The following is a 25,906-nucleotide window of genomic DNA, read 5'->3' on the forward strand; positions in this document are numbered from 1 at the left end:
GTTGGCTAGCATGATGGAACTATGCGCCGTTGGGTTGAATCGCTGACTGCCGCCGACCTCATCATTTGGTCGACGACCTTCGCTCTGGCTGCCGTACTCGCGCTCGGCATATCGTACGCGGTATGGAGTCATCTGCCGGGGTCGGCATCGGTCGCGCTCCTGCGAGTCGCTCAGATCGCGCTGGGAGCGGGCACGCTGTTGATCGGTCTCGCGATACCGGCTCGAACGATGCGGGTCTTCGCGATTGGATTCGCGGTGGGCTTGGTCGCGAGCGTCGGCTTCGTCGTCCACGTATTCGCAACGGCCCACGCCGGTCTGTAAACGATCCGGCTAGATCGCCGCGAGCGCGGTGGTCTGCAAGAATAACGAATACCAGTTAAACTTCTGCATGAGTTCGTCGTGCGCGACCGACGTGGTCAACGCAAACGTCGGCTCGCGCGTCTGCAATTGCGCGAGGGTCATCGTGTCCGCGAGCCGCACGACGAGATTGGGCCGCGCTCCCTGCATCATCGCCATCAATACCACGTTGCCCGTGCTCGTATCGTCGGTGCAGAGGCTTAGGAAATGATGGTTCGGCGCCGCTTTCTGCCAATGTGCGAACGCATCGTAGTTTCCGTAGGCCGCATCGAAGAGGATCACGTCGTCGATCGAGTCATTCATGCCGCCGCGCGCGAGCGCTCCGCCGAGACCGCCGTAACCGCCGCTGTGCGCCGTCATCACGATTCGACCCACCTGCGCCGACGGAACGGTCCCCGACGCGCGCAAGAACTCGGCTGCCTCGTGCACGAAGCGCGCGAAACCGCCCGCGTCGAGTTCGAGCTTGCCGTCGCCCGAGTCGGGAGCATCCCGGGGGCCTTGCGGGACCAGCAGAATCGCGTTGCGCCGGCTCGATGCGACCTGTTCGCGTAGCCGGTAGCGCGTGAGGACCGTCGCGACGTCGTTGTTCCAGCCGTGGAAGTGCACGATAAAGTCGGTGCTCGGCCCCGGCCGAAAACCGCTCGGAATGAAGATGCCGACCGTACTGTCACTATAGGAAGCGGCGGCGCTGTAGAGTTTGCCCTGGTAGGTGTGCCCTGCCGCCCGGCTGGCGTGGGGGAACGGGGCGCTGGCGAACGGCCGCAGGATCGTCTTTCCAAGGCCGCTCGACTCGTCGGCCCGTGCTAGGAGCGGGGCGAGCGGGGCGGCCGCCAGGCCTGCGAGGAGCATTCGTCGATTCATTGGCATCCTTCCAGTAGAAAAGCGTCGGCGAGAAAAGTGGCTTGCACTCTCACCTTGAGTCTGCTAAAATTCCTGAGCTGGCACTCCAATACGGAGACTGCCAGCCCCTCGCCAGCCCTTCGACAGGCTCAGGGCGGCGACCATTGGGCGATATCGAGCCGTACCAATTTCTTTCGGAGGTTTTCGTGAATCTCAAGCCTTTGGGCGATCGCGTGGTCGTCGAGCATGTTGAGCAGTCCGAGAAGAGCGCCGGCGGCGTTTTTCTTCCCGATACTGCCAAAGAGAAACCGCAAGAGGGCATGATCCGTGCGGTTGGCACCGGCCGCACGCTTGACAACGGCACCACGCTTCCGATGAGCGTGAAGGTCGGCGATCGCGTCATCTATTCGAAATATTCGGGCAGCGAAGTTAAAGTCGACGGAAAAGACGTTCTCATCATTTCCGAAAAAGACGTTCTCGCCATCGTTCCGGCCGGCGCATAAGGAGTTAAAGAAACACACATGGCTGCAAAACAATTAGTATTCGACGAGAACGCTCGTCGCGCCCTCGAACGCGGCGCGAACATGCTCGCCGACGCCGTCAAAGTGACGCTCGGGCCGAAGGGCCGCAACGTCGTTCTCGACAAAAAGTTCGGTTCGCCCACGATCACGAACGATGGCGTAACGATCGCCAAAGAGATCGAACTGGCCGACCCGTTCGAAAACATGGGCGCCCAACTCGTTAAAGAAGTCGCCTCGAAGACCAACGATATCGCCGGCGACGGCACGACCACCGCGACGGTTCTGGCGCAAGCCATCATTCGCGAAGGTCTGCGCAACGTGACCGCCGGTTCGAATCCGCTGCTGATCAAGCGCGGCATCGAGAAGGCCGTGGAGATCGCGGTTGCCGAGATGGAATCGTTCAAGCAAACCGTCGACACCAAAGAGAAGATCGCGCAAGTCGCATCGATCTCGGCCAACGACAAAGAAATCGGCTCGCTCATCGCCGACGCGATGGAGAAGGTCGGTAAAGACGGCGTCATCACGGTCGAAGAGTCGAAGTCGATGAAGACCGAAGTCGAAACCAAAGACGGCATGCTCTTCGACAAGGGCTACATTTCGCCGTACATGGCCACCGACATGGAGCGCATGGAGGCGGTTCTCGCCGATCCGTTCATCCTCGTCACCGAGCGTAAGATCTCGGCGATCGCCGACATCCTCCCGGTGCTCGAGAAGATCGTGCAGATGCAGAAGCCGCTGCTGATCATCGCCGAGGACGTGGAAGGCGAAGCGCTCGCGACGCTCGTCGTTAACAAGCTCCGCGGTACGTTCACGACCGTCGCCGTCAAGGCGCCGGGCTTCGGGGACCGACGCAAAGAGATGCTCAAGGACATCGCCGCGCTCACCGGCGCGACCGTCATCTCCGAAGAGCTCGGGCTCAAGCTCGACAAGGTCACGCAAGACCAGCTCGGCCGCGCGAAGACGGTCAAGATCACCAAAGAAGAGACCACGATCGTCGACGGTCAGGGCGACCAAAGCGCGATCAAGGGCCGCATCGAGATGATCAAGCGCCAGGTCGAAGAGACCGACAGCGACTTCGATCGCGAGAAGCTGCAGGAACGCCTTGCCAAGCTCTCGGGCGGCGTAGCCGTCATTCAAGTCGGCGCCGCGACCGAAACCGAACTCAAAGAGAAGAAACATCGCATCGAAGACGCGCTGAGCGCGACGCGCGCGGCCGTCCAAGAAGGCATGATCCCGGGCGGCGGCTCGTCGCTCGTGCATGCGGTTAAAGCGATCGAGAAGTACGCTCCGCCTGCGACCAACGGCCACGCGTCGACGGTTGCCGACGAAAAGATCGGTATCGATATCATTCGCAAGGCGCTCGAAGAGCCGCTTCGTCAGATCGCGTACAACGCGGGATACGAAGGCTCGGTCGAAGTGAACCGCGTCAAGACCGAAAAAGCTCCCAAAGGCTTCGACGCCATGAGCGGCGAGATCGTCGACATGTTCGCGGCCGGAATCGTGGAGCCGTTCAAAGTGACGCGCTCGGCGCTCCAAAACGCGGCCTCGATCGGCGCGCTGATCCTGACCACGGAAACCCTCATCGCCGACAAACCGGAGCCCAAGAAAGACGGCGGCGGAATGCCGGGCGGCATGGGCGGCGGCATGGGCGGCTACGACATGATGTAATTGCGCTCGCGCGCAACGAACGAAAAAGACCATCGGGCGACCGGTGGTCTTTTCAATTGGTCGATTCCGGGCCCTTCGAGCTTCGGCGCGAGCGATAGTTCGGATCGAAGGAGCAGGTTGCGACCGATGCGCAGAATAGACGTGCATGGCCCAAGAAGCGATCGTGAACGATTTTACGCTCCGGGTGGCGACGGTCAACGGTTCCGGAAGCCAATCCTCTAACCTCGTGCTCGCCACCGCGATCTTTCGGCTCGGCATCGCGGTCGCACCTAAAAACGTCTTCCCGTCGAATATCGAAGGCTTGCCGACCTGGTTCGACGTTCGGGTTACTCCGCAAGGCTACCAATGCCGCAGTCGCGAGATCGACGTGCTCGTCGCGCTCAATCCCGCGACGTGGCAGAGCGACCTCGCAAGCGTCCGTCCGGGCGGCGTCATCGTCCACGAATCCGCCTACCCGATGACGACCCTGCGCGACGACCTCACGTTTTACGCCGTGCCGTTCGGCGAGCTTGCGAAGTCGCATTTCGATGCCGGACCTCTGCGCAAATATCTCGTCAACATGGTCTACGTCGGCGTCGTTGCCGAACTGCTGGGCATTCCTATCGAGTCGATCGAAGCGGCCGTGCGCGGCCAGTTCAGCAAAAAACCGGCCGCAGCCGAGAAAAATATGGTTGCCGTGCACGTCGGCGTCGAGTACGCGCGAGCGAATCTCCGCAAGCACGACCCTTACCGGCTCGAAGCCGTCGCGGGCGGAACCGACGGGTTGATGTTTATGGACGGCAATCGCAGCGCCGCGCTCGGATGCGTGATGGCCGGGTGCACCGTCGCCGCGTGGTATCCGATCACGCCGTCATCGTCGCTCTGCGAAAACTTCATCGCGCTTTGCGATCGTTATCGCGTCGACCCGCAGACCGGAAAGCGAAAGGCGGCGATCGTACAGGCCGAGGACGAACTCGCGGCAATCGGCATGGTCTTCGGCGCGACTTGGGCCGGGGCGCGCGCGATGACCTCGACGTCGGGGCCGGGAATCTCGCTGATGGCCGAGTACGTCGGCTTCGGCTATTACGCCGAGTTGCCGGGCGTGATCTTCGACGTGCAGCGCGTGGGGCCGTCGACCGGTCTCCCGACGCGGACGATGCAGGGCGATGTCGCGTTTGCCTACACGCTCTCGCACGGCGACACCAAACACATCGTGCTCTTGCCGGCCACCGTGGGGGAGGCCTACGCGTTCGCGATGCAGGCGTTCGATTTGGCGGATCGTTTTCAAACACCCGTCTTCGTATTGAGCGATCTCGATCTCGGTATGAACCCTTGGATGACGCCGCCGCTGCCCTATCCGGAGCGCGACTTCGATCGCGGCAAGGTGTTGAACGCGCACGATCTCGCGCAACTCGAATCGTGGGGCCGGTATCGCGACGTCGACGGGGACGCAATCCCCTATCGCACGCTGCCGGGAACGGATCACCCGAATGCGGGCTATTTCACGCGCGGTACGGGACACGACGAAGCGGCCCACTATTCCGAAGACGCGGCGACCTTCGCACGCAACCTCGATCGGCTCGTGCGCAAGCACGACGCGGCGCGCGCGGCCGTCCCGCAGCCGATCGTCGATGAGGCGGGTCACGCGGTCGGCTTGATCGCATACGGAACCACGCATCATGCGATCGTCGAGGCGCGCGATCGCCTGAACGATGCGGGCATTCCCACCGATTACCTGCGCGTCTGCGCGCTGCCGTTCGCGCCCGAGGTCCAAGCGTTCGTGGAACGCCACGAACGCGTCTACGTCGTCGAGCAAAACCGCGACGGGCAGCTTCACACGCTGCTGCGCTCGGAGCTCGCAACGCACGCCATCGAGCGCTTGCGGTCGATTCGCCATTACAACGGCGTTCCGATCGACGCGCGCGCGATTATCGATCCGCTCGTAGATGCCGAGCGCGCGGCCGTCACGGCTTAGGAGAGATCATGACCGCAACGAACGTCAATATCATCGGCCTCACCCGCGACGTGTACAAGGGCTTGCCTTCCACGCTCTGCGCGGGCTGCGGCCACAATTCCATTACCAATCACTTGATCAAGGCGCTCTACGAGTACGGCGTGCAGCCGCACCGGCTCGCCAAGATGAGCGGTATCGGCTGCTCCTCAAAGACGCCGGCCTACTTCGTGGATAGCGCGCACGGCTTTAACAGCCTGCACGGACGCATGCCTTCGGCGGCGACGGGCGCGAAACTCGCCAACCGCGAGTTGCTGGTCCTCGGCATCAGCGGCGACGGCGACACCGCGAGTATCGGTTTGGGACAGTTCGCGCATATGATTCGCCGCAATATCGATTGCACGTACATCGTTGAAAACAACGGCTGCTACGGCCTAACGAAAGGGCAATTTTCGGCGACCGCGGATGTAGGCTCTTCCTCGAAGGGCGGCAAGCGCAACGAGTACGAAACGATCGACATCTGCGGCGTCGCGCTGGAACTTGGCGCGACGTTCGTCGCGCGTTCCTTCTCCGGCGACGGCAAGCAATTGGTCCCGTTGCTCGAGGCGGCTTTCTCGCATCGCGGAACCGCGATACTCGACATCGTCAGTCCGTGCGTGACCTTCAACGATCACGAAGGATCGACGAAGAGCTACGCGCACGTGAAGGAACACGGTTTCGCGCTGCACGCACCGGACTTTATAGCCGGCAGCCAAGAGATCGTCGTCGACTACGAACCCGGCGCGGCGCAAGACGTCGAGTTCGAGGACGGTTCGCACGTGATTTTGCGCAAGCTGGACGTGGAACACGACGTGACCGATCGGCTCGGTGCGTCGCGCATCCTTCATCAAACGCGCGAGCGCGGCGAACTGCTCACCGGGCTGCTCTACGTGGATACCAAGTCGCGCGATTTCTGCGAGCGCGAGGCGATGCCGTCGGCGCCGCTCGCGCACCTCGGGTCGTCGGAGCTGCGTATCGGCCGCGACGATTGGGCCGCGCTGATGGCGGCCGGCGGATGATCCGCGCGGCGATCGCGCTGGCGGCGGCAATCGCGACGGCGGGTACGCCCACGCCGCCGCCTCGACCCGATCCGATTCGGATCGATCGCTGCCACGTAAGCTACCTCGGGAACCCCCACGGTTTCTCGCTCGGCGAGACGGTCGGCCCGGTGCGGATCAACTTCACGAACGTCGGCAACGCGCCGGTCTCCGCCGTAACGTTTACGATTGCCCTGGGTTCCAAACGCGCCAGCGTTCGCGACACCGGCACCTTCTCGCCGCACGTATCGATCGAGCATCTCTACGACGCGTTCCGCGGCACCGAGGTGGGCCCGTCGCACGAGCCGCAGCCGCTCTGTGCGGTTCGCTCGGTCGAATTCGCCGACGGTTCCGTACTCCAAATCTCGCGGTAGGAGGAGTATAATGGAGGTCGCGGAGGCGCCCTTTCATGGTGAAACGATCCATCGCAATCACGCTCGTTTTCGCCGGTCTTCTGGCCGGATGGCCGACCCCGGCGGCCGGCTCGGGACCCTCGTACGGTGAGTTGATGAGCGCGCTCAAGAACGGCCCGTCCGAGGCCGAGAAGTTTCGCGCGATGATGGGGAACCTCACCGCCGGCGAGTTTCATCTCACGAACGTGACGGGATTACTGGCGGGCAACGCCGATCAAACGGCGTTTACGACGGCGCTAAAAAAAGATGCCGGCGATATTGCGGATTTGCGCGAGACGCTCGCGCACACGACGCTCACGGGCAGCGACGGCATCGTCGAGATGCTCGCGACGCTGCTCAAGGGGCAGGATCTCACCGTCGGCCGCATCGTCGCAGTGGACGTTCAAGGCGCTCAGATCACGCTATTTTATCAGTAGGCGACGCGCGCGAGCGGCGCAGCCAGATGAAATAAATCGGCACGGCAACGAATAGAATGCCCAATCCCCACACGCTGTTCGACGGGTATTTCACGAACGTGTCGACCACGACGCTCCACGCGACGATGAGAAAAATCGCGGTCGTAATCGGGTGGCCGGGCACCTTAAAGCCGACCGCGCCATCGATACCGCTGCTGCGATCGCGGCGGCGAAAAATGAAGAGCGCGATTGCGGCCAGCCCGAAGAAGACGTAGTCGACCGACGTCACGTAGTTGAGGATCTGGCTGTAACTCCCCGAGAGCGTGATGACGATCGCGAAGAGTCCTTGCAGGCCGATCGCGATCATCGGCACGCGCGTGACGGGATGCACCCAGCCGATCTGCTTGAAAAAGAGTCCGTCGGTGGCCATCGCATGGTAGACGCGCGGCGAAACCAAAATCTGATTGCTTAAAAAACCGAGCGTTGAGAGTGCGACGGCGAGCGCGATAAGGCGTTCGCCCATCGCACCCATGGCGACGCGCATGACGTCGGAGGCGGGGGTGTCACTGTTCATCAGCGCGTGCGCGCCGAGGACGTGAACGCAAACGAAATTGACGAGCAGGTAAAGAACGACGACGCCGCCCACGCCGTAAAGCATGCCGCGCGGCAGCGATTTTGCCGGGTTCTTGAGTTCGCCCGTCATAAACGTGGACGTCTGCCAGCCGCTGTAGGCGAAGAGCACCGGGATCATCGCCACGCCCATGGCGCTAAAGAGCGCGAACGTCGTTGAAAAACCCATTACCGGCAGCGCGGCTTGCGCTTGCGGGTGAGCGAAGAGCCCGAATCCGATTAGCGCGCCGATCGCGCCGATCTTCAGGATCATAAAGGCGTTTTGGAAGTTGGTCGACTCGCGTACGCCCAGACAGTTCACGATCGTGAGTACGCTCAAGACGATCACGGCGAGCAGTTTGGGCTCCACGTGCAATCCCGTCAGCGGCGTGAAATAGCCGGCAAACGTTACGGCCGAGGCGGCCATGCCGCCGCTCTGCGAAACGATCAGCAGCGTCCAGCCATACATGAACGCGATGACGGGGTGGTAGGCGTCGCGCATGTACGCATAGAGACCGCCGTCGGCCGGGCGGCGTGCGGCTAGCTCGGCGAACACGAAGGCGCCCAGGATTGCAACCGCGCCGCCCAGCGACCAGACGAGCATGATGAGTCCGGGGGTGTGAACGCGCGCCGCGACGACCGAGGGGTTCCGAAAGATCCCGGAGCCGATAATGCCGCCCATGACGATGAGCGCGGCATCGAAAGAGCCCAGCCGCCGAAGCAGCGTCCGCTGCTTTACCGGTATCGCGTCCATCGGGCGATGATTCCGTGCCCGCCGCGGTACACCTCGGCCGCGAACGCGCGAACCAATTGAGTAAACTCATCCGGCTTGCGAAGCGGCGCGACATGGTCGCTGTGGCGGATCACGGCGACCCGCGCGTTAGCGGCGCGTGCGAAGGTTCGCTCGTCGGTGCGAAAGAGCATATCCCACTCGCCGTTGACGATGAGTGCGGGTTTGTCGTAACCGCGCAGCCGGTCGCTAAAGGAGACGCCGCGGCCGGCGCGGCTCACGTCCGCGAAGACCGAGCGATTGAACGGCAGCGGGATGATCGTTCGCGCGATCTCGCGCGGCAGCGTCAAGCGAAAGAGCAACGAGAGCGCGCGCTGGAGCGCGCCCGTCGGGATTCCCGAGGTGGCGCGCATCGTCCAATCGTATGGATGGCGCAGCCATCCGCTCAGATCGAGCGTGCAATCCGCCAGCACGAGTCCGGCCGTGCGCTCCGGCGAGTCGTGTGCGAGCTGCATCGCGACGTAGCCGCCCAGCGAGTATCCGATGACGATTGGCGGCCGCCCCAACACATCGTCGATCACGTGCGCGAGCAGCGCCTCGACTAGCGGCAGCTCGAACGACAGTTCCGCGAGCGCCCCATGACCCGGAAGATCGAGCGTGGCGACCCGATACTCGCCGGCCAGTGCCAGTGCGTGCGCGCGCCAAATCTCGCGCCCCAAACGGATGCCGTGTATGAAGAGCAGCGGCGGATTTCGCGCGTCACCGTAGAGCGTGTACGCGTGATCGAACGTGCGCGCGTTCACCGCACTTCGAGCAGTACCTTGATCGCCGATCGTTCGTCCATCGCTTTATAGCCTTCCGCAACGCGCTCCAGCGGCAACGTGAGATCGAAGACCGGCGACGGGTCGATGCGCCCCGCGACGATTGCATCGAGCAGCTCGGGAATGTAGGCGCGCGCCGGTGCGAGCGCGCCGCGCAGCGAGACGTTGTTGAGAAAGAGCGTGCGCAGCGGCGGCGTCTGCACGTTGGCCGGAACGCCGACGAAGGCGACGATACCGCCGGGTCGCGCGAGTTCGATCGCCAGATCCATGCTCTCTTGATTCCCGACCGCCTCGACGACGCTGCTCGAACCGCCCTTGGTCAGCTCGCGAATAGCTTCGCCGACGCCGGCGTCGTGTGAGTTGAAGGTGTGGGTCGCGCCGAAGCGTTTGGCGATCTCCAATCGTTTGGCGTTGTGACCGACGGCGATCACTCGTTCGGCGCCGATCTGTTTGGCGGCGGAAAGTACCGCGCAGAGTCCGACCGCGCCGTCGCCGACCACCACGACGGTTCCACCGGCCTGCGTTTGCGCGCTCACGACGCCGTGATGCCCCGTGGGCAGCACGTCGGTGAGCGCGGTGCTGGCGGTCAGTTTTTGCGGGTCGTTTGCGAGCGCTTCGTCCATGCGCACCAGCGTTCCGTCCGCATAAGGAACGCGCACGGCCTGCGCTTGCGCGCCGTTGGCGTCGTCGCCCCAGTTGGTCATATGCACGCACGACGTTTGCAGTCCGGCGCGGCAGTATTCGCACGTGCCGTCGCTCGAAACGAACGGCGCGATCACGTAGTCGCCCTTCTTGACGCTGCGTACGTCGCGGCCGATCTCCTCAACGATACCGAGAAATTCGTGGCCGGTTCGGTCGCCTGGAGTCCATTGCGTAATGCCGCGGTAAAACCAAAGATCCGACCCGCAGATCGCGGCGCGTACGACGCGCACGATGGCGTCGGCGGGTTCTTTGATGACGGGGTCGGCAACGGTCTCGAGGCGCACGTCGCCGGCGCCGTGATAAACGGTGGCTTTCATAACGAAGAGCAAGAACCCGAACGGGCGTACATGGTGGCACCGAACGGGAACGCCGAATAATGCGCACGAAGGCTCGGGCATGTTGATTTCGACGCTCGCACTCGCGCTCGCACTGGGAGGCGGGGGCTCGGCCCTCGCGCAAGCACCGGCTTCACCGGTGGCCGCTCCGCTCAATAACGGCCCGTGCCTGGACTCGGCCGTCGCCGTGCCGCGCACGCTTAACGGAACGGGTAAGCGCTCGGAAGTCGTGCGCATCGACAAAGTCATCGCGACCTCGACGTTTATCGACGGCGAGATCATCGGCTATCTCTACACGCGTCAGGACGGCACGACCTATCTGGGCCAACGTAAGAGCGACTACATGTCCGGTGCCGACAGCACGGCGATCAACGCCGTCTTTGCCTCCACCCACCTGCCAGACGCGACGGTCACGCAGTTCCCGCCGATTCGCCGTTTCGGGGTAAAGACCAACTATCAAGAGATTTTCCAGGTCCGGATTCCGACTCCGGCGCTGGAGCCGCTCCACATCGGACTCCAAGCGTGCGTCGCCTGGCCGGCCGGAACGGCCCTGCCCGATCCCATTCCCTAGCGTCCAAAATCCAAAATTAGCAGTCTCTGCATCCGATTGCTAATGGCCGGGGTTTTACGAACCGATGGATCCTGACGACCCTCGCTCCGAATTCGAACGGCTCTTCGCCGAATTGGTGCGGCGTCCGCGCGGCGGGCGTTTCGAACCCAACGTCGACGTGGTGCATGACGAAGCGGGCGGCCTCTTGCTTGTGAAAATTGAGATCGCCGGCGCCGACGCCGAGAGTCTGCGGATCTTCGTGGACGAGCGCCATCTCTTTATCTCAGGCCGCCGTGCGGCCGCGGCGCATCTGCGTACCGGGTCCTTCCTGCAAAAAGAGATCGAGTACGGCGATTTCGTCAAGAAAATCCATCTTCCGATCGCCGTTCAATACGGGGACGTAACTGCAACCTACGGAGACGGCATGCTGACGATCGCATTGCCGATCGCCGAGCGCGAGTATATTCCAACTACGCGCACCGAAATTCGCCTGATCGTTAAAAGGATTCTCGTTTAGAAATGCCCGCGCCAGCGAAACGCTCTTCCATCGTGCCCGCGAACTCCATCGGCATTTTGCCGCTGCAGGAGGCGGTGCTCTATCCCAACACGGTCATTCCGCTCGCCGTCGTCAAGAAGCCCGGCATCGCGCTGGTCGAAGAGGCCCTGCGCGAAGGAAAGCCCATCGGGCTGACCGTGCTGAAGCATCGCGAGATCGAAAATCCCGGTCCCGACGACATTCAGCTCATCGGAACGATCGGCACCGTGCAGAAGATGCTCAAGGTTCCCGATGGCACCTTACGCTGCATCGTCGCGGGTCAGTCGGTCTTCAAGATCGAGAAGTTCACGCAAGAAGAACCGTATATGGTCGCGACCTATACGGAGCTCCCCGATGTCACGCGCGAATCGGAAGAGCTCACCGCGATGCAGCGCAATCTGGCCACCCTATTTCAGAAGCTCTTGGGATATTTGCCGCAAGCTCCGCGTGAGATGGAGATGGAGGTCCAGAATATCACGGACCCCAATCTGCTCACCTACTTCGTGGCTTCGACGATGCGGCTCGATACCGCCGATCGCCAGGCGATTCTCGAAGAACGCCAGACCGACAAGCGCATGCGCAAGCTGACGATGCTGCTCACCAAAGAGCTGGAAGTCGTGGAGCTCGGTCACAAGATTCAATCCGACATTCAACGCGAGATGGAAAAGAACCAGCGGGAGTTCTATCTTCGCCAACAGTTGCGCGCTATTCAGGAAGAATTGGGCGAAGTCGATCCGCAGCAAGCCGAGACCAACGAGCTGCGAGCGAAGATCGATGAAGCGCAGATGCCCGAAGACGCGAAGAAAGCCGCCGACCGCGAGCTCGAACGGCTTTCAAAAGTTCCGCAGGCGAGCCCCGAGTATAGCGTCATCCGCACGTATTTGGATTGGCTCGTGCAGATGCCGTGGAACAAAGAGACGACCGATCACATCGACATCAAAAAAGCGCGCGAGATTCTCGACGAGGATCATTACGATCTCGAAAAAATCAAAGATCGCATCATCGAATACTTGGCGGTCGGAAAACTCAAGCGGCGCTTGACCGGTCCGATCCTGTGCTTCGTCGGTCCGCCGGGCGTCGGCAAGACCTCGCTCGGGCAATCGATCGCCCGCGCGATGGGCCGCAAGTTCGTGCGTCTCTCGGTTGGCGGCGTGCGCGACGAAGCCGAGATTCGCGGACACCGCCGCACCTACATCGGTTCGATGCCGGGAACGATCGTTCGCGCGATCCGCGATTCGGGAACGCGCAATCCGGTGATGATGATCGACGAAATCGACAAGGTCGGTTCCGACTATCGCGGCGATCCGCAATCGGCCTTGCTCGAGGTGCTCGATCCGGAACAGAACAACAGTTTTCGCGATCACTATCTCGATCTGCCGTTCGATCTTTCGCAAGTGCTCTTCGTCTGCACCGCAAATAGCCTCGACACCATTAGTCCGCCGTTGCGCGATCGTATGGAGATCATCCAGCTCGCGGGCTACACCGAACTCGAGAAGGTTCAAATCGCCAAACGCTACCTCGTCAAGAAGCAGCGCCTGGCGAACGGTCTGAAAGATTCGCAAGTGCAGATCAGCGACGCCGCGCTCAAAGCGGTCATCGGCGACTACACGCGCGAAGCCGGCGTGCGCAACCTCGAGCGCGAGGTCGGCACGGTTTTCCGCAAAGTCGCGCGCAAGATTGCCGAAGACTCGCGCTTCAAGGCGCGCATCAAGCCCGAAAACTTGGCGGAATACCTGAGCCGCCCGCGTTTTTACAACGAGGTCAAAAAACGCGTCGCTTCGGTCGGCGTGGCGACGGGGATGGCCTATACGCCGGTCGGCGGCGATATTCTCTTCATCGAAACGCAGGCGATGCCCGGCACGGGTAAACTCGTGCTTACCGGACAGCTCGGCGACGTGATGAAGGAAAGCGCACAGGCCGCCGTCTCGTTCCTGCGTTCGCGCTCGGGCGAACTCGGATTGCCCGACGAGTACTTCAGCAAACACGATCTGCACATCCACGTGCCGGCCGGCGCGACGCCGAAGGACGGCCCGTCCGCGGGTATCGCGCTCGCAACCTCGATCACCTCGATGCTCACGGGCATCAAGGTCGATCCCGACCTCGCGATGACCGGCGAGATTACGCTGACCGGGCAAGTCTTGCCGATCGGCGGCCTAAAAGAGAAGGTGCTCGGCGCGAAGCGCGCCGGCATCAAGAAGATTCTTCTGCCGAAACGCAACGAGATGGATCTCGACGACATTCCGAAGGAAGTTCGCGACACGATGACCTTCATTGCGGTCGAGGAGCTTTCCGAGGTGCTTCATCACGCGCTCGGCAAACGCGTGATCACGCCCGTGGAGCTCGGACGCGACGAGCGCGGCGCGAGTAACGTCGTGCCGATGCGCCGCAGCGCGGTGAAGCGAGTTCGCGTGGAGCGCAAACGCCGCAATGGAGCGCTGACGACAACGCGCAAGCGCTAGGCGCCCCGCCGAATGACTACACGATCGCTAGGATCTTATCGTAGTTTGGGGTGCATTCGGTGTAGGTTGCGGCTTCGTGGTTGAAGACGTTGAACTCCGCTAGCGGGCGGGCGTAGATGTGGAACGTCGTGGTCTCGGGGACGAGGGCGATGCAGCGGTGGAGTTCTCGATCGTTGGAACGGAGATCGACGTCGCCCGGAGCGAGGGCGACGTCGTCTTGGCGCGCCAAAGCGGCATAGCCCCGACGCGTGCCGTCGTCGGTGCGCAGGTAGTTTTCAATCTGCATGGCCCCGTCGACCAGCGTGAGCCAGCAACGGCGCCCGCCGTGGTCGTGGATCGGCGTGGAGGCGCCCGAGGGCCAGTAGAGCGCGAGCAATTCGAAATCGTCGTTACGGAAGAGCAGCGTGCGCGTATAGGCGCGCGGCTGCGACGTCGCGAGCGCAATCGGCAGGATCGGTTTCGCGGCTGCCGCGATGCGGAGCAATTCGCCGACCGCTCCGTCGCGGCAGCGTTGTAGATCCAGCTCGCACAGACCGGCCACGAGCGCCTCGAGTGGGCGTGCTTCGACGTTATGCATGGGGGGTAGTCGTTCGCGGCGGCGATGCGAATGCCCGGCCCGGAGATATGCTGGTAAGGATCAGGGTTTCTCCGGGCCGGCCATCCGCGCTGATAACGCGGGGAGTAACCGGCGAGTTCCGAGACGCCGGGAGGCGGAGCCGCCTAACGCGAAGCGCGTCCCAGTCATGAAAAAGAACCTGTTGTTCATCCCGGGTCCGGTCACGGTTTCGGAGCCGGTACTCGCGGCGATGAGCAAGCCGATGATCGATCATCGCGGCCCCCAGTTTGCGGCGATGCTCGAACGGCTAACGGAGCGGTTGCGCCCGATCTTCGGAACGGCCGGCGACATCGTGTTTCTCGGCTCGTCGGGGACCGGCGGGCTCGAAGCGGCGGTGACCAACGCGTTCTCGCCCGGCGAACGGCTATTGGCCTGCCCGGTCGGCGTGTTCGGCCGGCGGCTGATTGCTATCGCCAAGACGTTCGGCTGCGACGTCGAGGTTCTGGAAACCGAGCTCGGCCACGCGCTCGACGCGCGCGCGCTGGCCGCGCGGCTGCGCGACGACCCGGAGAAAAAGATTGCCGGCATCCTGCTCACGCACAACGAGACCTCCACCGGCGTCCAGAACGATATGGAAGCGATCGCGAGCGCGACGCGCGAACACGGCGCCATTACGATCGTCGACTCGGTCAGCGGCCTCGGTGCGACGGAATTCAAAATGGACGAATGGGGCTTCGATCTCGTGATCGGCGCTTCGCAAAAAGTGTTGGCCGCGCCGCCGGGTATCGCCATGATCGCGGCGAGCGATCGTGCGTGGCGCAAGATGGAACGCGTAACGACGCAGCGATTCTACTTCGATCTGCTCAAGGCGCGCGAGTCCGCGCGGGTTGGTCAGACGCCGTGGACGCCGCCGGTTTCGATTTTTTATGCGCTCGACGCGTCGCTCGCGCGGATCGAAGCGGAGGGGCTGGAGTCGATCTGGCGTCGCCACGATTGCTACGCGAAGGCCATCCGCGCGGCGTTCGAGGCGCTCGGAATGCCGGTCTTCTCGCAGCCCGGCGCTCATTCGGTGACCGTCGTGGCCGCCCGCCTTCCGGCGGGCGTCGAAGCGGCGACGTTGTTGCGGAAACTGCGCGAGGAGCGCGGCGTCGTACTCTCCGGCGGTCAGCTCGAACTCAACGGGAAGATCGTGCGCATGGGAACGATGGGCGACGTCTCGCAGACCGACGTCCTCGGCGCGATCGGCGCGCTTGAAATCGCGCTGCTCGAGTACGACGTGCCGATACCGATCGGTGCGGGCGTTCAGGCGGCGCTGCGCGTGTTTCTCGATCTCGAGCCGGGAGCTATACCCGGTGGCGCGCGAAAAATGGATGCGCGAACGGTCGCGCAAACCATGGCAGCGCGCCGTTGATCGCCCCGTCGATGTGGGCGTTGGGTTGCGTCGCATAGCCGACGAGGGTCGAGTGATGAAGATCGGTGCGAAGATCGCGCGAGAGTGGAAAGAACAGGACGACGTAGAGGATCAGCCACACTAACACGGCGCCCTTGATGAAGCCGACGGCCGCGCCGAAGAGGGCGTTGCCGAAGCCGAGCACGGGAAGTTTGGCGACCGCGTTGAGTGCCCAGGCGATCAAGAGCACGGCGGCATACGTCGCGAAGCCCGTTGCAAACATTCCGACCACGTGCGCCGAGCCCGGCGAAAGGTGCACCGTCTTTTCCAGGAACGGATCGAACGCGCCGTTGTAATACCACGGCGTGATTAGCGCGAGCACGAGCGCGATCGCGCCGGAAAGCTCGGAAACGAAGCCGCGCTTAAATCCCTTGATCGTCGCGATCGCGAGGATGGCGGCGATGATGATGTCCGGCCAGGTCACGCTCATTCCCGAATCACGATTCCGAGGTCGTCCTTCAAAACGGCGAGGGCTCGAGCGATTGCAGCGTCGGCTTCCTGATCGGTAATCGTCGCGTCCGTGCGCTGCAGATGCACGCGCACGGCGAGACTCTTACGATCCGCCGCGACGTTCTTGCCGCGATACTCGTCGAACGCGCGCACGCCGGTGCAGAGTTCCCCGATCGCTTGCGCGATCGTCTTGGAGACTTCGTCGGCCGCAACGTCGAGCTCGCAGATCAGCGCGAGATCGCGATAGGTGGACGGGTACTTCGATGGCGCTTTGTAGACCGGCGCTCGAAACTCCGGGATGTTCTCGAGATAGATGCTGCAGACGTAGACCGGCAAGCGTACTTCGAAAGTCTTCGCTACGCGCGGGTCGATGCGGCCGACGTTTGCAATCTCGCGCCCGTCCAGCATCAACACGGCGGTCTTGCCCGGGTGCATACCGTTGCGTTCGTCGCGCGTAACCGCGATGTCGGTGCGGCCGGTGAGCGTGCGGATCAGCGCTTCGCAATCGCCTTTGAGCGATAAGAAGGGCGTGTCGCGCCACGCTGGCTCCTCGACGGGTTCCACCGTGAACGCGAAGGCAAGCGCGGGCGCCTCCGCCGGCGTCGATTCTTCTTGGTAGAAGACGTGGCCGATCTCGAAGACGCGAGCCGGCGCGTCGATTCGGGCGAGATACGAGAGCAGACCGGGCCCGAGCGCGTAGCGCAAAAAGCGCTGATCGGCCGAGAGCGGATTGCGAACCTCGACCGGCCGCGCGCTCGGTTCGATACCGGCGCGGCGAAGGCGATCGAAAACGTCGGCGCCGTGCAGAGCGTACGAAACGATCTCGCGGTAGCCGAGCGCGCTGAGCGTACGCGCGAGCATGCGTTCGAGTTCGTAGTCGTGGCTGGCGATGCCGTGATCGGGGATCGTCGGGATCGCTCCCGCGAGACGGTCGTAACCGGCCATCCGCGCGATCTCTTCGACGACGTCGGCACTCATCGTCACGTCGCGGCGAAACGGCGGCGCGCTCACCGGCAGCGTCGATCCCTCGAGCTTGCCGACGGCGAAACCGAGCGCATCGAGGTGCTCGCGAATCTCTTCGATCGGGAGATCGAACCCGAGCAGCCGTTTGACGTCGCGCACGTCGAACGCGATCGGCGAAGGCGTCTCGACGGAGGCGCCGAAGGCGCGCGGCGCGTGCGCGGAGGCACCCAAGCGTACGAGCAGCGCGGCGGCGCGCGCGGCGCCGAAGTCGGTGAGCGCCGGTGCGAGCGCTTTTTCGTGACGCGTCGACGCATCGGTACGAAAGCCGAGGGCCGCGCTCATGCGGCGAATGCGCGGACCGTTAAAATTTGCGCTTTCGAGCAAAATGGCCGTCGTGGTCTCGCTCACTTCGCTCGTTTTGCCGCCCTTAAGTCCGGCCAATCCTTGAACTCCGTCGACGCTCGCGATGACGAGCGCTTGCGGCGTCAACTCGTGCTCGGCGTCGTCGAGCGTGACCAGCCGTTCGCCCGGCTTCGCGTCGCGCACGATCAGGTGGTGGTGCGGAATCGCCGCGTCGTCGTAAAAGTGCAGCGGCTGTCCGACCTCGAGCATGACGTAGTTCGAGACGTCGACGACGTTGTTGATCGGGCGCTGCCCCGCCAGCGCGAGACGGATTCGCAGCCACGCCGGTGCGGTGCCGACGGCGATTGCGCTGAAGCGCTGCGCGACGAAGCGCACGCAATCCGGCGACTCGATCGTCACCTGCGGCGCATCGGCACCATCGTCGATGGTTCCCGGATTCTCGAACGAGGGGGCGCGCAGCGCGACGCGGCCGGAGGCGGCCAACTCGCGCGCGAGTCCGATCATCGACATCGCATCGACGCGGTTGCTCGTGATATCGACGTCCAGGACCGCGTCGCTCAATCGGAAGAGGTCGACGACGTCGGCGCCGAGCGGAGCGTCGGGGTCGAGCTGCATGATGCCGTCCTCGAACCACTCCGGCGGCAATGCGAGTTCCTCGGCCGAGCACATCATGCCCTCGGATTCGAGCCCCCGCATTTTGCGTCGCTCGATCTTGATCTGCGGGAGCTGCGCGCCGATCGTCGCGACGGCGATGACTTGCCCGACCGCGACGTTGGTCGCGGCCGTGGCGATGGTGAGAAGCGCGTCCCCGGCGACGTCGATTTTTCCAACTTGGAGCCGGTCGGCATTGGGATGGCGTTCGAGTTCGACGATCTTTCCAACGACCACGCCCGAGATCGCCGGACGATGCTCGATGGCATCGACGGGAAATCCGAGTTGCGCGAGCAAGCTCGCGATGCGTTGGGGATCCGCGGGCAACTCAACGTAGTCGCGCAGCCAGGCGATCGGTACGCGCACTAGCGCGATCCTCCGTTAGCGAGTTGTTTCAAAAAGTCCGGATCGTTTTCGAAGAAGCGACGGATGTCGTCGATATCGTAGCGCACGATCGCCAAACGCTCGAGTCCGAAGCCGAACGCCCAGCCGCTATAGATTGCGGGGTCGTACGCCATTTCGCGCAGCACGTTGGGATGCACCATGCCGGAACCGCCGAGTTCGATCCAGCCCGAGCCGCCGCACATCCGGCACGTTCCGCCGTTGCCGGCGCACGTCGGACAGGTGGTATCGACCTCCGCGCTCGGTTCGGTAAACGGAAAGAAGGACGGGCGAAAGCGCACTTGCTGCTCGGGACCGAAGAGTTCGCGGCACATTTCGGTCAACATGCCTTTGAGGTGTCCGAAGTGGATCCCCTCGGCGACGAGCAGGCCTTCGATCTGATGGAACATGTACGAATGCCGCGCGTCGACCGCATCGCGCCGGTAACACTTTCCCGGCGTCACGACCGCGATCGGCGGACGGTGCAGCTGCATCGTGCGAATCTGCATGGGTGAGGTGTGCGGCCGCAGCAACAGCGAATCGGTGAGAAAGAACGAATCGAAGCCTTCTCGTGCCGGATGATCCGGGGGAATGTTGAGCGCGTCGAAGTTGTAGTAGTCCGGCTCGATCTCAGGACCGAGGACGACCGCAAAACCGTGACGGCGGAAATACGCGCAGATGTCGTCCATCACGCGGCGAATCGGATGGATGGATCCGCGCGGCGGTTCGATCGAGGGGAACGTGACGTCGATGCGCTGGGCGAGTTCGGCATCGAACGCCCGCAATTCCAGGCGCGACGATCCGTCGAGCAGCGCCGATTCCATGGCCTCGACCGCCTCGTTGATCGTTTTACCGGCGCTCGGGCGTTCTTGCGGCGGCAGCGCGCCGATCGTTCGCCGTACGAGCGTGACCTCGCCGCTGCGTCCCAAAAAGGCGACGCGCACGGCATCGAGGCTCTTTTCGTCGGTCGCGCGCGCGAGTTCCGCATCGAAGCGGGCGCGCAATTCGTTTAATGTCTGGCCTAATTCGCTCATTCGCACTCAAGAATAGGAAACGGGCACGAAAAAGCGCCCGGACTCCTACGATTCCGGGCGCTCCTGAAATTCTCTCTTTTCGCGGGGTGTCAGGTCAGGTTGGAGCCGGGGTCGGATGCAACTGCCGGTAAATCAAATAGGCGTTGATCGATCCCGTGGTGGCAAAGAGTTTCCAGAAGAAATCGCAGCTAGCCATCGGCTCTGTATAGTCTCCTTCTTTGCGGCTGTTGGCTCCGCACGCCCGTGCGAATGTCCGCAGTATAGCACGTGACTTTTGCACCGGGTAGTCTTGACTTTTTTCTCCGCCGGGACTGCCTTGACAGCCGATAACTAAAGGGTTTTTGGCCGTTTCCTTACCGGCGCTTGGTCGCTTCGTAGAGCGCGATGGAGCCGGCCACGGCGGCGTTGAGCGATTCGGTTCGGCCGCTCATCGCGATGGCGGCGATTCGCGTGCAGATGCCCTGCCAGGGGCCCAGCCCGTGGCGCTCGTGCCCCACGAGCAGCAGCGTGCGATCGGTGACGGCGGCGTGGTCGAGCGGCTCCCCTTCCATCGCGAGACCGATGGCCGTCCAGCCTTCTGCCGCCGCGCCGACCTCGGGCGCCGACGCGAGGGCGACCTCGAGCCGAAAGAGGGCTCCCATAGCCGCGCGCACGACCTTGGGATGATGCGGCTCGACGCCGCCCGAGCCGAAGATGACGCGATCCACGCCGAAGGCCTCGGCCGAGCGCAGCAGCGTGCCCGCATTGCCGGGGTCGTTGAGGTCGGCGAGGACGAGCACCACGCCCGGTTCGGCCAGCACGCGGTCCAGCGGCGCGAGCGCGAGGGGAGCGACGGCGAGCAGGCCCGTCGGCGAGTCGAGATCCGAGAGTTTGCCGAAGGTACGCCGGTCGACCAGAAAGGTCTCGACGCCCGCGGCCTCGATCTCGCGTGCGAGCGGGTGGGCCTCGTAGGCTTCCTGCGTGACGTACAGCGCGGCGAGCGGGTTTCCGCTGCTCCATGCCTCGGCGAGCAAGGTCGGTCCCTCGAACGAGTAGGCGCCGTGCGTGCGGCGTCCCTTGCGCGCCAGCAGCTCGCGCGCGTACTCGACGCGCGGGTTATGCGCGCCGAGCGGCGTTGGCACGCAGAATCATCCAGATGACGCCGGCCAGCAATGCCGAGATCGTGACCGCGACGCGGTCGTTGAAATGGTGAGGCACGACGAACTTCAGCATGAGGAACGTGATGACGGCGAAGATCGCCAAGAAGGCCAGCAGCCAGCGAAGTTCGCCGAGCGGAGAAGACGGTGGGGTGCGCACGCCCCTTTCTTACGAGGCGCGCTCGCGCTTTTCCGTTAATGAGCGCGCATGGAGAGAACGCCCAAGACCGTGGCAACGCGCGAGATCTATGCCGGCCGCATCTTCGAGGTTCGCGTCGATACCGTCGAGTTCGCCGGCGCGCGTCGCGAGATCGACGTGGTCGAGCATCGCGGTTCCGTTGCCGTCCTCGCGCTGCCGGCTCCCGATAGCCTGCTGCTGGTACGGCAGTACCGGCATCCCGCCGGCCGCGAGCTCTGGGAGATTCCGGCCGGGATGATCGAGCCCGGCGAGGAGCCGGCCGTCGCCGCTAGGCGCGAACTACTCGAGGAGACCGGGTATCGAGCGGCTCGCATCGCGCCGATGTTCGGTCTCTACCCGACGCCGGGGTTTTGCACCGAACTGCTTCACCTCTTCGTCGCGGAGGGGCTGGAGGCGGGCAACGCCGCTCCCGACGAGGACGAACGGATCGATTTGCAGGCGTTCGGACTCCCGCAAGCGCTTGCGATGCTTGGCGACGGCACGATCTGCGACCTCAAGACCGCCGCAGCCCTGCTATGGCTTGCTCGGAAGCGCCATCAATAAATTCGGCGAATCATCCGATAACGTACTTTACGGAGCGCCACGGCAGTTTTATCTGCCTGGGCGATTCTTGGCATGGAAGCGGCACTGGGGAGGCACGCGTGGAGACTCCTAGCGACATCAACGCGGTTCTGAAACACTTATTGCGTAACGAAGACGCGGACGCGTCGGCGCCCTCACGACTGGCGGCCGAGGACGAGGCCTACCTCACGCGGCTCGTGGCGGCGATTCGATCCGGCAAATCGGCGGTGCTCATCGTTGAAGACTCCGACGAGAAGCTCAAGTATATGTTCAGCAATGCGACGCGCGCCGAAGCGGTCAGCATGCTCGGCAAAATTATCGAGGCGACGGGCCGGCGAATCGCCAACGGCGACGATTAAAAACTCCGGACCGCTTTTTAGGTTTTGGGCCTCGATCGCAAGAGGAGGCCGTCGATCTTTCCATCGGGCGTGAGCGTGAAGTCGTAGTCGTACGTTCCGCCTTCGAAGTGCGTGAGAAACACGTACACGGTATCGCCGCCCTGTTGATAGCTCGAGGTCGGCGTTATCGAGAGGAGCTTCCCGAGCGCTTTTACATTCGTCTTCGCAACGAGATCGTCGGTTAGATACTCGTTGAATTTTTGCGTGAGCTGCGTGCGATCGATGTTAACCGCGGCCAGTTTGACCAGCCAATCTTTCGCGCGTTCGACGACCACGCTATCGACGTGCGCCGGCGGCAGCGGGGCGACGACGTCGAGAATATCGCTGGCCACTTTCTCAGGCGCAACGGTGCTGTCGCTGCCGAATCCGTCGCAGTTGGCCAAAACGATCACCGCGATGTGCTCGTCGGGAAGCAGCGCGTTCATCGCGTGATACCCGGCGATCTCGCCATTGTGCCAGATATACCGATGGCCGCCGCGCTGGTCGATGACCCACCCCATGCCGTACGCCATCGCGCCGGGCGCGCCGCTGGGCGTCCACAGAGCCGAGACGCTATCGACGTTGAGCAAGAGCGGCATGCCGATATCCCATTTCGAGAGATCGAAGACGTTGGTTACCAGGCTGCCGGCTCCAAAAAGCCAGGTTGGATTCCAGGGTTTTACCGGAACGAAACGCCCGTTGACGCGCGTGTAGCCTACCGCGTGGGCCGGCGAAATGCCCTGATCGCCGGCGACGAACGTGGATGACATCAGCAGCGGTTCGAAGATCTTCGTCTGCAGGTAGACCGAATACGGGACGCCGCTCACGCGCGAGACGACGAGCGCCGCGACCATGTAGTTGAAGTTGTTGTATTCGAATTTGGTGCCCGGATCGAACGACGGTTTCATCGTATCGACCGCTTTGATCAACGCATCGAACTTAATCGGACGGGTCAGATCCCCGGTGATGCCGGGCGCGTGCGTGTAATCGGGCAGACCGGAGGTTTGCTGCAGCAGCTCCTTGAGCGTTGCGTTACCGGCGACGGTGAGTTCCGGCACGTATTTCGTGACGCGATCGTCGAGCGAGAGCTTTTTGTTTTGCGCTAAGAGCAGGACGGCTGCAGCCGTGAACTGCTTGCTGATCGATCCCGCGAAAAACTCGGTCGCGGCGCCCGCGCGGACGCGCTTGGCGATGTTCGATACGCCGAAGCCGTGCGCGTAGACGAGTCGGCCGTCCTCAACGATTCCGATCCCGAGACCCGGGGTCCGGTTGCTCGAAATCTCCGCATTCGCGATACGGTCGACCGCGCGGGTCTGATCCGCGGTAAAGACGCGCACTACGGCGGCCTGCGCGACGATCGGGAAGGCCGATAGCAAACTCAGCGCTAGTATGGAGCCGAACCATCTCCGCATGGCCTAGGGGTTCGGTGCGAGGGTAAGCCGGCCCCTCGCCCCGGACGCGGGCTACGACGTATACTTTTGGACCCGGCCGATTTCGGACTTCAGGGCGTGGATATTCTTTTTGGCGATCGACTGCAACTGCGGATTGCGGCCCGATTTCACCTCGTGCATATTGGCATCGAGCGCCTCACGGTCGTCGATTACTACCGCTCGCACGAAACTGCGATCGAAGGTCCTGCCGTTTTCGGAAGAGATCTGCGAGTAATGATACCTGGCCACGAGCGTCGGCTTCGTCGGCGGGGCGACGCCGTTAGCCTTGGCGACTTGCCTCAGCGCGCGATTGTCGGCGTTCGCATCGGCGGCCATCGCTTGCCCCACGGCTCTAAGGGCACCGGTCGTCGCCTTATGTGCGCCGATCGACCCGATCGCGTAGCGGCCTAGCTGCGTTTGAATCGCGGTCTGTAAATACGCCGCATCTGCCGGCGAAAGTGAGGCGGCGCGCGCCAGCGCCGGAGCGCTTGCTATGGCGAGTGCGAGGGTGGAAACGATAGTGACTTTTGAAATGAGTCTCATAATAAATATATCACCACCCGGCGCATGAGTTTCACGCAGCGCTCGCTTCCCGGTTGGACGACCGGAGCGTACGCTGCAAAAAAAACCTGCGGCATCCATCGAGGGCGCCGCAGGTTTTTGAGTTGCAAGACGAGGGGCCTATGTATTCGCTGGACCACCCGTGAGACAGAGTTCGAGAAACGCTACGAATTGTGTCGACATCAGCATTCTCATGTCCACAGTATTCCCCGAATCGCACCCCATCACACGCACCAAATGCCCGCTTGCCCCCCCCCTCGACGTTGTCATCCTGAGCTTGTCGAAGGACGACCATGTCGAAGGACGTTACTTGCCGACCGCTTTTTTTGCGACGCTCAGGAGCGAGCCGAATGCCTTGGTGTCGGAGACGGCGAGTTCGGCCAGTGCCTTGCGATTGAGCGTGACGCCCGACTTCTTCAAGCCGTTCATCAGCACCGAATACGAGAGGCCCTCCTTGCGGGCGGCCGCGTTGATGCGGCTGATCCACAGCGAGCGAAAATCGCGCTTGCGGACGCGGCGATCGCGGAACGCATAGGAGAGTGAGTGCAGCAGCGCTTCGTTCGCAACGCGATAGTTGCGACGGCGCGCGGCGCGGAAGCCCTTGACGAGCTTCATTACCTTGCGGCGGTGTTTGAGGCCGTGAACGCCACGTTTGATACGAGCCATTGTTTAGAAGCCTCCCTTACACCAAGTACGGAATCGTCGGCGCGAGGCGCTTGAGATCGCCCTTGAACACCGGTTGATCCTTGCGGAAATTGCGTTTGCGCTTGCGCGTCCGTTTGCTCATGATGTGACCGCAACCGCTGAACTGGTGGCGATGCATCACTTTGCCGTTCGCGCTGACCTTCACGCGCTTGGCGGTTCCCCGGTGGGTACGAATTTTAGGCACTGGTAGGCTCCTCTGTCTTGACGTCCGCGTCGTGTTCCGGCTCGCGATCCTCGTCCGTCTCGTGCTCGGGCTCGACCTCGTGGGCGTGGTCGTGCTTATCGTGCGCTGAGAGGAACTTCGGCGGTCCGGTTGGCACCGCGCGCGGTGCCAAAATCATAAACATATTCTTGCCTTCGAGTTTCGGTTCGCGCTCGACGATCGCGATCGGTGTCATATCCACCGCCATCCGGTCGAGCAGCCGACGGCCGAAGGCCGTGTAGGTAATCTCGCGCCCGCGAAACATGATCGTGACTTTAACTTTGCTGCCGTCCTGCAGCAGACGTTCGGCCATGCGGGCCTTGGTCTCGTAGTCGTGAGTCTCGATTTTAGGCCGCAGCTTCACTTCTTTGAGTTCGAAGTTTTTCTGCTTCTTGCGGGTATCTTTGTCTTTCTTCTGCTGTTCGTATTTGAGGCGGCCGTAGTCGCCTATTTTGCACACCGGCGGTTGCGCCGTGGGCGAGACTTCGATCAGATCGAGACCGGAGACTCGCGCGCGAGCCTGAGCATCCTCGGTCAGCATAATTCCGAGCTGTGCCCCGTCCTCGTCGATGACGCGAACCTGGCGAATCCTAATCTGGTCGTTTATACGCAGCGGTCGAGCTATGAGTCTCTCCTTTTAACTGAGATTGCACTTCGCGCAATCTCCGGCACTCCGGTCCGCTTCCGACACGTTGCGTCGGAATCGGCCCTGCGCGCCCCCACCCCTGACTTCGCGGGTGGGACCCCGATTTTTTAACTGAGATTGCACTTCGCGCAATCTCCGGCACTCCGGTCCGCTTCCGACACGTTGCGTCGGAATCGGCCGTGCGCGCCCCCACCCCTGACTTCGCGGGTGGGACCCCGATTTTTTAAACAAAAAAAAGGCGTCGCCGAAGCGACCCCATCGATTGGAACCTACCGGCGGTCCCTCGGATGAAGACCGGAT

General features: G+C 62.8%; 29 protein-coding genes. 13 read left to right on the forward strand and 16 right to left on the reverse strand.

Translation table 11 applies throughout. The features are described from left to right. The first annotated feature begins 21 nt into the window (after positions 1-21). Entirely contained in the window at positions 22-321 is a 300-nt protein-coding gene (locus tag VIG32_11085) for a hypothetical protein (protein HEY8298550.1), read from the forward strand. 9 nt (positions 322-330) lie between these two features. On the opposite strand, the gene VIG32_11090 is transcribed toward VIG32_11085, so the two are convergent. Beyond that, positions 331-1,218: a hypothetical protein gene (locus VIG32_11090; protein ID HEY8298551.1), complete on the reverse strand. Its 888-nt coding sequence runs from the start codon at positions 1,216-1,218 to the stop codon at positions 331-333. A 185-nt stretch (positions 1,219-1,403) separates the two neighbouring features. Here VIG32_11090 and groES point away from each other — a divergent pair, with 185 nt between their 5' ends. The 6 genes from groES (at position 1,404) to VIG32_11120 (ending at position 7,221) form a co-directional block, all read left to right on the forward strand. Continuing rightward, positions 1,404-1,700, forward strand: a complete 297-nt coding sequence (gene groES, locus VIG32_11095) for a co-chaperone GroES (protein ID HEY8298552.1) — start codon at positions 1,404-1,406, stop codon at positions 1,698-1,700. Positions 1,701-1,718: 18 nt separating this feature from the next. Further along, positions 1,719-3,386 carry a chaperonin GroEL gene (gene groL / locus VIG32_11100; protein HEY8298553.1) on the forward strand — a complete coding sequence of 556 codons (1,668 nt, stop codon included), beginning with the start codon at positions 1,719-1,721 and terminating at the stop codon, positions 3,384-3,386. A gap of 145 nt (positions 3,387-3,531) precedes the next feature. Continuing rightward, a complete protein-coding gene (locus tag VIG32_11105; GenBank protein HEY8298554.1) occupies positions 3,532-5,340 on the forward strand; it encodes a 2-oxoacid:acceptor oxidoreductase subunit alpha in 1,809 nt (602 codons plus the stop codon). 8 nt (positions 5,341-5,348) lie between these two features. Continuing rightward, a complete protein-coding gene (locus tag VIG32_11110; protein ID HEY8298555.1) occupies positions 5,349-6,374 on the forward strand; it encodes a 2-oxoacid:ferredoxin oxidoreductase subunit beta in 1,026 nt (341 codons plus the stop codon). Further along, positions 6,371-6,766 carry a hypothetical protein gene (locus VIG32_11115; GenBank protein HEY8298556.1) on the forward strand — a complete coding sequence of 132 codons (396 nt, stop codon included), beginning with the start codon at positions 6,371-6,373 and terminating at the stop codon, positions 6,764-6,766. The genes VIG32_11110 and VIG32_11115 overlap by 4 nt, the downstream gene beginning before the upstream one ends. A gap of 35 nt (positions 6,767-6,801) precedes the next feature. Then, positions 6,802-7,221, forward strand: a complete 420-nt coding sequence (locus VIG32_11120) for a hypothetical protein (protein HEY8298557.1) — start codon at positions 6,802-6,804, stop codon at positions 7,219-7,221. On the opposite strand, the gene VIG32_11125 is transcribed toward VIG32_11120, so the two are convergent. From VIG32_11125 to VIG32_11135, 3 genes are read right to left on the reverse strand one after another with little or no spacing between them, the layout of a single operon-like run. After that, positions 7,202-8,563: an amino acid permease gene (locus VIG32_11125; protein HEY8298558.1), complete on the reverse strand. Its 1,362-nt coding sequence runs from the start codon at positions 8,561-8,563 to the stop codon at positions 7,202-7,204. The genes VIG32_11120 and VIG32_11125 overlap by 20 nt on opposite strands. Continuing rightward, positions 8,545-9,342 carry an alpha/beta hydrolase gene (locus VIG32_11130; protein ID HEY8298559.1) on the reverse strand — a complete coding sequence of 266 codons (798 nt, stop codon included), beginning with the start codon at positions 9,340-9,342 and terminating at the stop codon, positions 8,545-8,547. Before VIG32_11130 ends, VIG32_11125 begins: the two co-directional genes overlap by 19 nt. Next, entirely contained in the window at positions 9,339-10,379 is a 1,041-nt protein-coding gene (locus VIG32_11135) for a zinc-binding dehydrogenase (GenBank protein ID HEY8298560.1), read from the reverse strand. The genes VIG32_11130 and VIG32_11135 overlap by 4 nt, the downstream gene beginning before the upstream one ends. Positions 10,380-10,458: 79 nt before the next feature. Here VIG32_11135 and VIG32_11140 point away from each other — a divergent pair, with 79 nt between their 5' ends. From VIG32_11140 to lon, 3 genes are all read left to right on the forward strand, one after another. After that, on the forward strand, positions 10,459-10,968 hold the full coding sequence (locus VIG32_11140; GenBank protein HEY8298561.1) for a hypothetical protein: 510 nt from the start codon (positions 10,459-10,461) through the stop codon (positions 10,966-10,968). A 64-nt stretch (positions 10,969-11,032) separates the two neighbouring features. Then, a complete protein-coding gene (locus VIG32_11145; GenBank protein ID HEY8298562.1) occupies positions 11,033-11,464 on the forward strand; it encodes an Hsp20/alpha crystallin family protein in 432 nt (143 codons plus the stop codon). Positions 11,465-11,496: 32 nt separating this feature from the next. Next, positions 11,497-13,941: an endopeptidase La gene (gene lon / locus VIG32_11150; GenBank protein HEY8298563.1), complete on the forward strand. Its 2,445-nt coding sequence runs from the start codon at positions 11,497-11,499 to the stop codon at positions 13,939-13,941. Between the two features lie 16 nt (positions 13,942-13,957). On the opposite strand, the gene VIG32_11155 is transcribed toward lon, so the two are convergent. Beyond that, positions 13,958-14,518 (reverse strand): hypothetical protein, encoded by a 561-nt coding sequence (locus VIG32_11155; protein HEY8298564.1) that lies wholly within the window; start codon positions 14,516-14,518, stop codon positions 13,958-13,960. 166 nt (positions 14,519-14,684) lie between these two features. On the opposite strand from VIG32_11155, the gene VIG32_11160 reads away from it, so the two are divergent. Beyond that, complete coding sequence (locus tag VIG32_11160) at positions 14,685-15,908, forward strand: alanine--glyoxylate aminotransferase family protein (GenBank protein HEY8298565.1); 1,224 nt, start codon at positions 14,685-14,687, stop codon at positions 15,906-15,908. Here the strand turns inward: VIG32_11160 and VIG32_11165 are convergent. The 6 genes from VIG32_11165 to VIG32_11190 form a co-directional block, all read right to left on the reverse strand. Beyond that, positions 15,841-16,371 (reverse strand): CvpA family protein, encoded by a 531-nt coding sequence (locus tag VIG32_11165; protein HEY8298566.1) that lies wholly within the window; start codon positions 16,369-16,371, stop codon positions 15,841-15,843. The genes VIG32_11160 and VIG32_11165 overlap by 68 nt on opposite strands. A 2-nt stretch (positions 16,372-16,373) precedes the next feature. Continuing rightward, positions 16,374-18,740, reverse strand: a complete 2,367-nt coding sequence (gene pheT, locus VIG32_11170) for a phenylalanine--tRNA ligase subunit beta (protein HEY8298567.1) — start codon at positions 18,738-18,740, stop codon at positions 16,374-16,376. Continuing rightward, positions 18,740-19,789: a phenylalanine--tRNA ligase subunit alpha gene (pheS, locus tag VIG32_11175; protein HEY8298568.1), complete on the reverse strand. Its 1,050-nt coding sequence runs from the start codon at positions 19,787-19,789 to the stop codon at positions 18,740-18,742. Before pheS ends, pheT begins: the two co-directional genes overlap by 1 nt. A 94-nt stretch (positions 19,790-19,883) precedes the next feature. Beyond that, a complete protein-coding gene (locus VIG32_11180) occupies positions 19,884-19,985 on the reverse strand; it encodes a YqzL family protein (protein HEY8298569.1) in 102 nt (33 codons plus the stop codon). Between the two features lie 157 nt (positions 19,986-20,142). After that, entirely contained in the window at positions 20,143-20,910 is a 768-nt protein-coding gene (locus VIG32_11185; protein ID HEY8298570.1) for an RNA methyltransferase, read from the reverse strand. Continuing rightward, positions 20,885-21,085: a hypothetical protein gene (locus VIG32_11190; protein HEY8298571.1), complete on the reverse strand. Its 201-nt coding sequence runs from the start codon at positions 21,083-21,085 to the stop codon at positions 20,885-20,887. Before VIG32_11190 ends, VIG32_11185 begins: the two co-directional genes overlap by 26 nt. 48 nt (positions 21,086-21,133) lie before the next feature. Between VIG32_11190 and VIG32_11195 the strand changes: the two genes are divergently transcribed. Together VIG32_11195 and VIG32_11200 are read left to right on the forward strand one after the other, a co-directional pair. Further along, positions 21,134-21,667 carry an NUDIX hydrolase gene (locus VIG32_11195; GenBank protein HEY8298572.1) on the forward strand — a complete coding sequence of 178 codons (534 nt, stop codon included), beginning with the start codon at positions 21,134-21,136 and terminating at the stop codon, positions 21,665-21,667. Positions 21,668-21,765: 98 nt separating this feature from the next. Then, on the forward strand, positions 21,766-22,044 hold the full coding sequence (locus VIG32_11200; protein ID HEY8298573.1) for a hypothetical protein: 279 nt from the start codon (positions 21,766-21,768) through the stop codon (positions 22,042-22,044). A 17-nt stretch (positions 22,045-22,061) separates the two neighbouring features. On the opposite strand, the gene VIG32_11205 is transcribed toward VIG32_11200, so the two are convergent. The 5 genes from VIG32_11205 to infC all read right to left on the reverse strand — a co-directional run bounded on the left by VIG32_11205 (position 22,062) and on the right by infC (position 25,585). Beyond that, positions 22,062-23,474, reverse strand: a complete 1,413-nt coding sequence (locus tag VIG32_11205; GenBank protein ID HEY8298574.1) for a serine hydrolase — start codon at positions 23,472-23,474, stop codon at positions 22,062-22,064. Between the two features lie 51 nt (positions 23,475-23,525). Further along, the gene (locus tag VIG32_11210) at positions 23,526-24,035 is read right to left on the reverse strand and encodes a DUF4142 domain-containing protein (GenBank protein HEY8298575.1); all 510 of its coding nucleotides are present in this window, start codon (positions 24,033-24,035) and stop codon (positions 23,526-23,528) included. Positions 24,036-24,359: 324 nt separating this feature from the next. Then, complete coding sequence (rplT, locus tag VIG32_11215; GenBank protein ID HEY8298576.1) at positions 24,360-24,719, reverse strand: 50S ribosomal protein L20; 360 nt, start codon at positions 24,717-24,719, stop codon at positions 24,360-24,362. A 16-nt stretch (positions 24,720-24,735) separates the two neighbouring features. Next, positions 24,736-24,942, reverse strand: a complete 207-nt coding sequence (gene rpmI / locus VIG32_11220; protein HEY8298577.1) for a 50S ribosomal protein L35 — start codon at positions 24,940-24,942, stop codon at positions 24,736-24,738. After that, positions 24,935-25,585: a translation initiation factor IF-3 gene (gene infC, locus VIG32_11225; protein HEY8298578.1), complete on the reverse strand. Its 651-nt coding sequence runs from the start codon at positions 25,583-25,585 to the stop codon at positions 24,935-24,937. The genes rpmI and infC overlap by 8 nt, the downstream gene beginning before the upstream one ends. Positions 25,586-25,906 lie beyond the last annotated feature (321 nt).

Source organism: Candidatus Baltobacteraceae bacterium (genome assembly GCA_036559195.1).
Taxonomy (GTDB): Bacteria; Vulcanimicrobiota; Vulcanimicrobiia; order Vulcanimicrobiales; family Vulcanimicrobiaceae; genus JALYTZ01.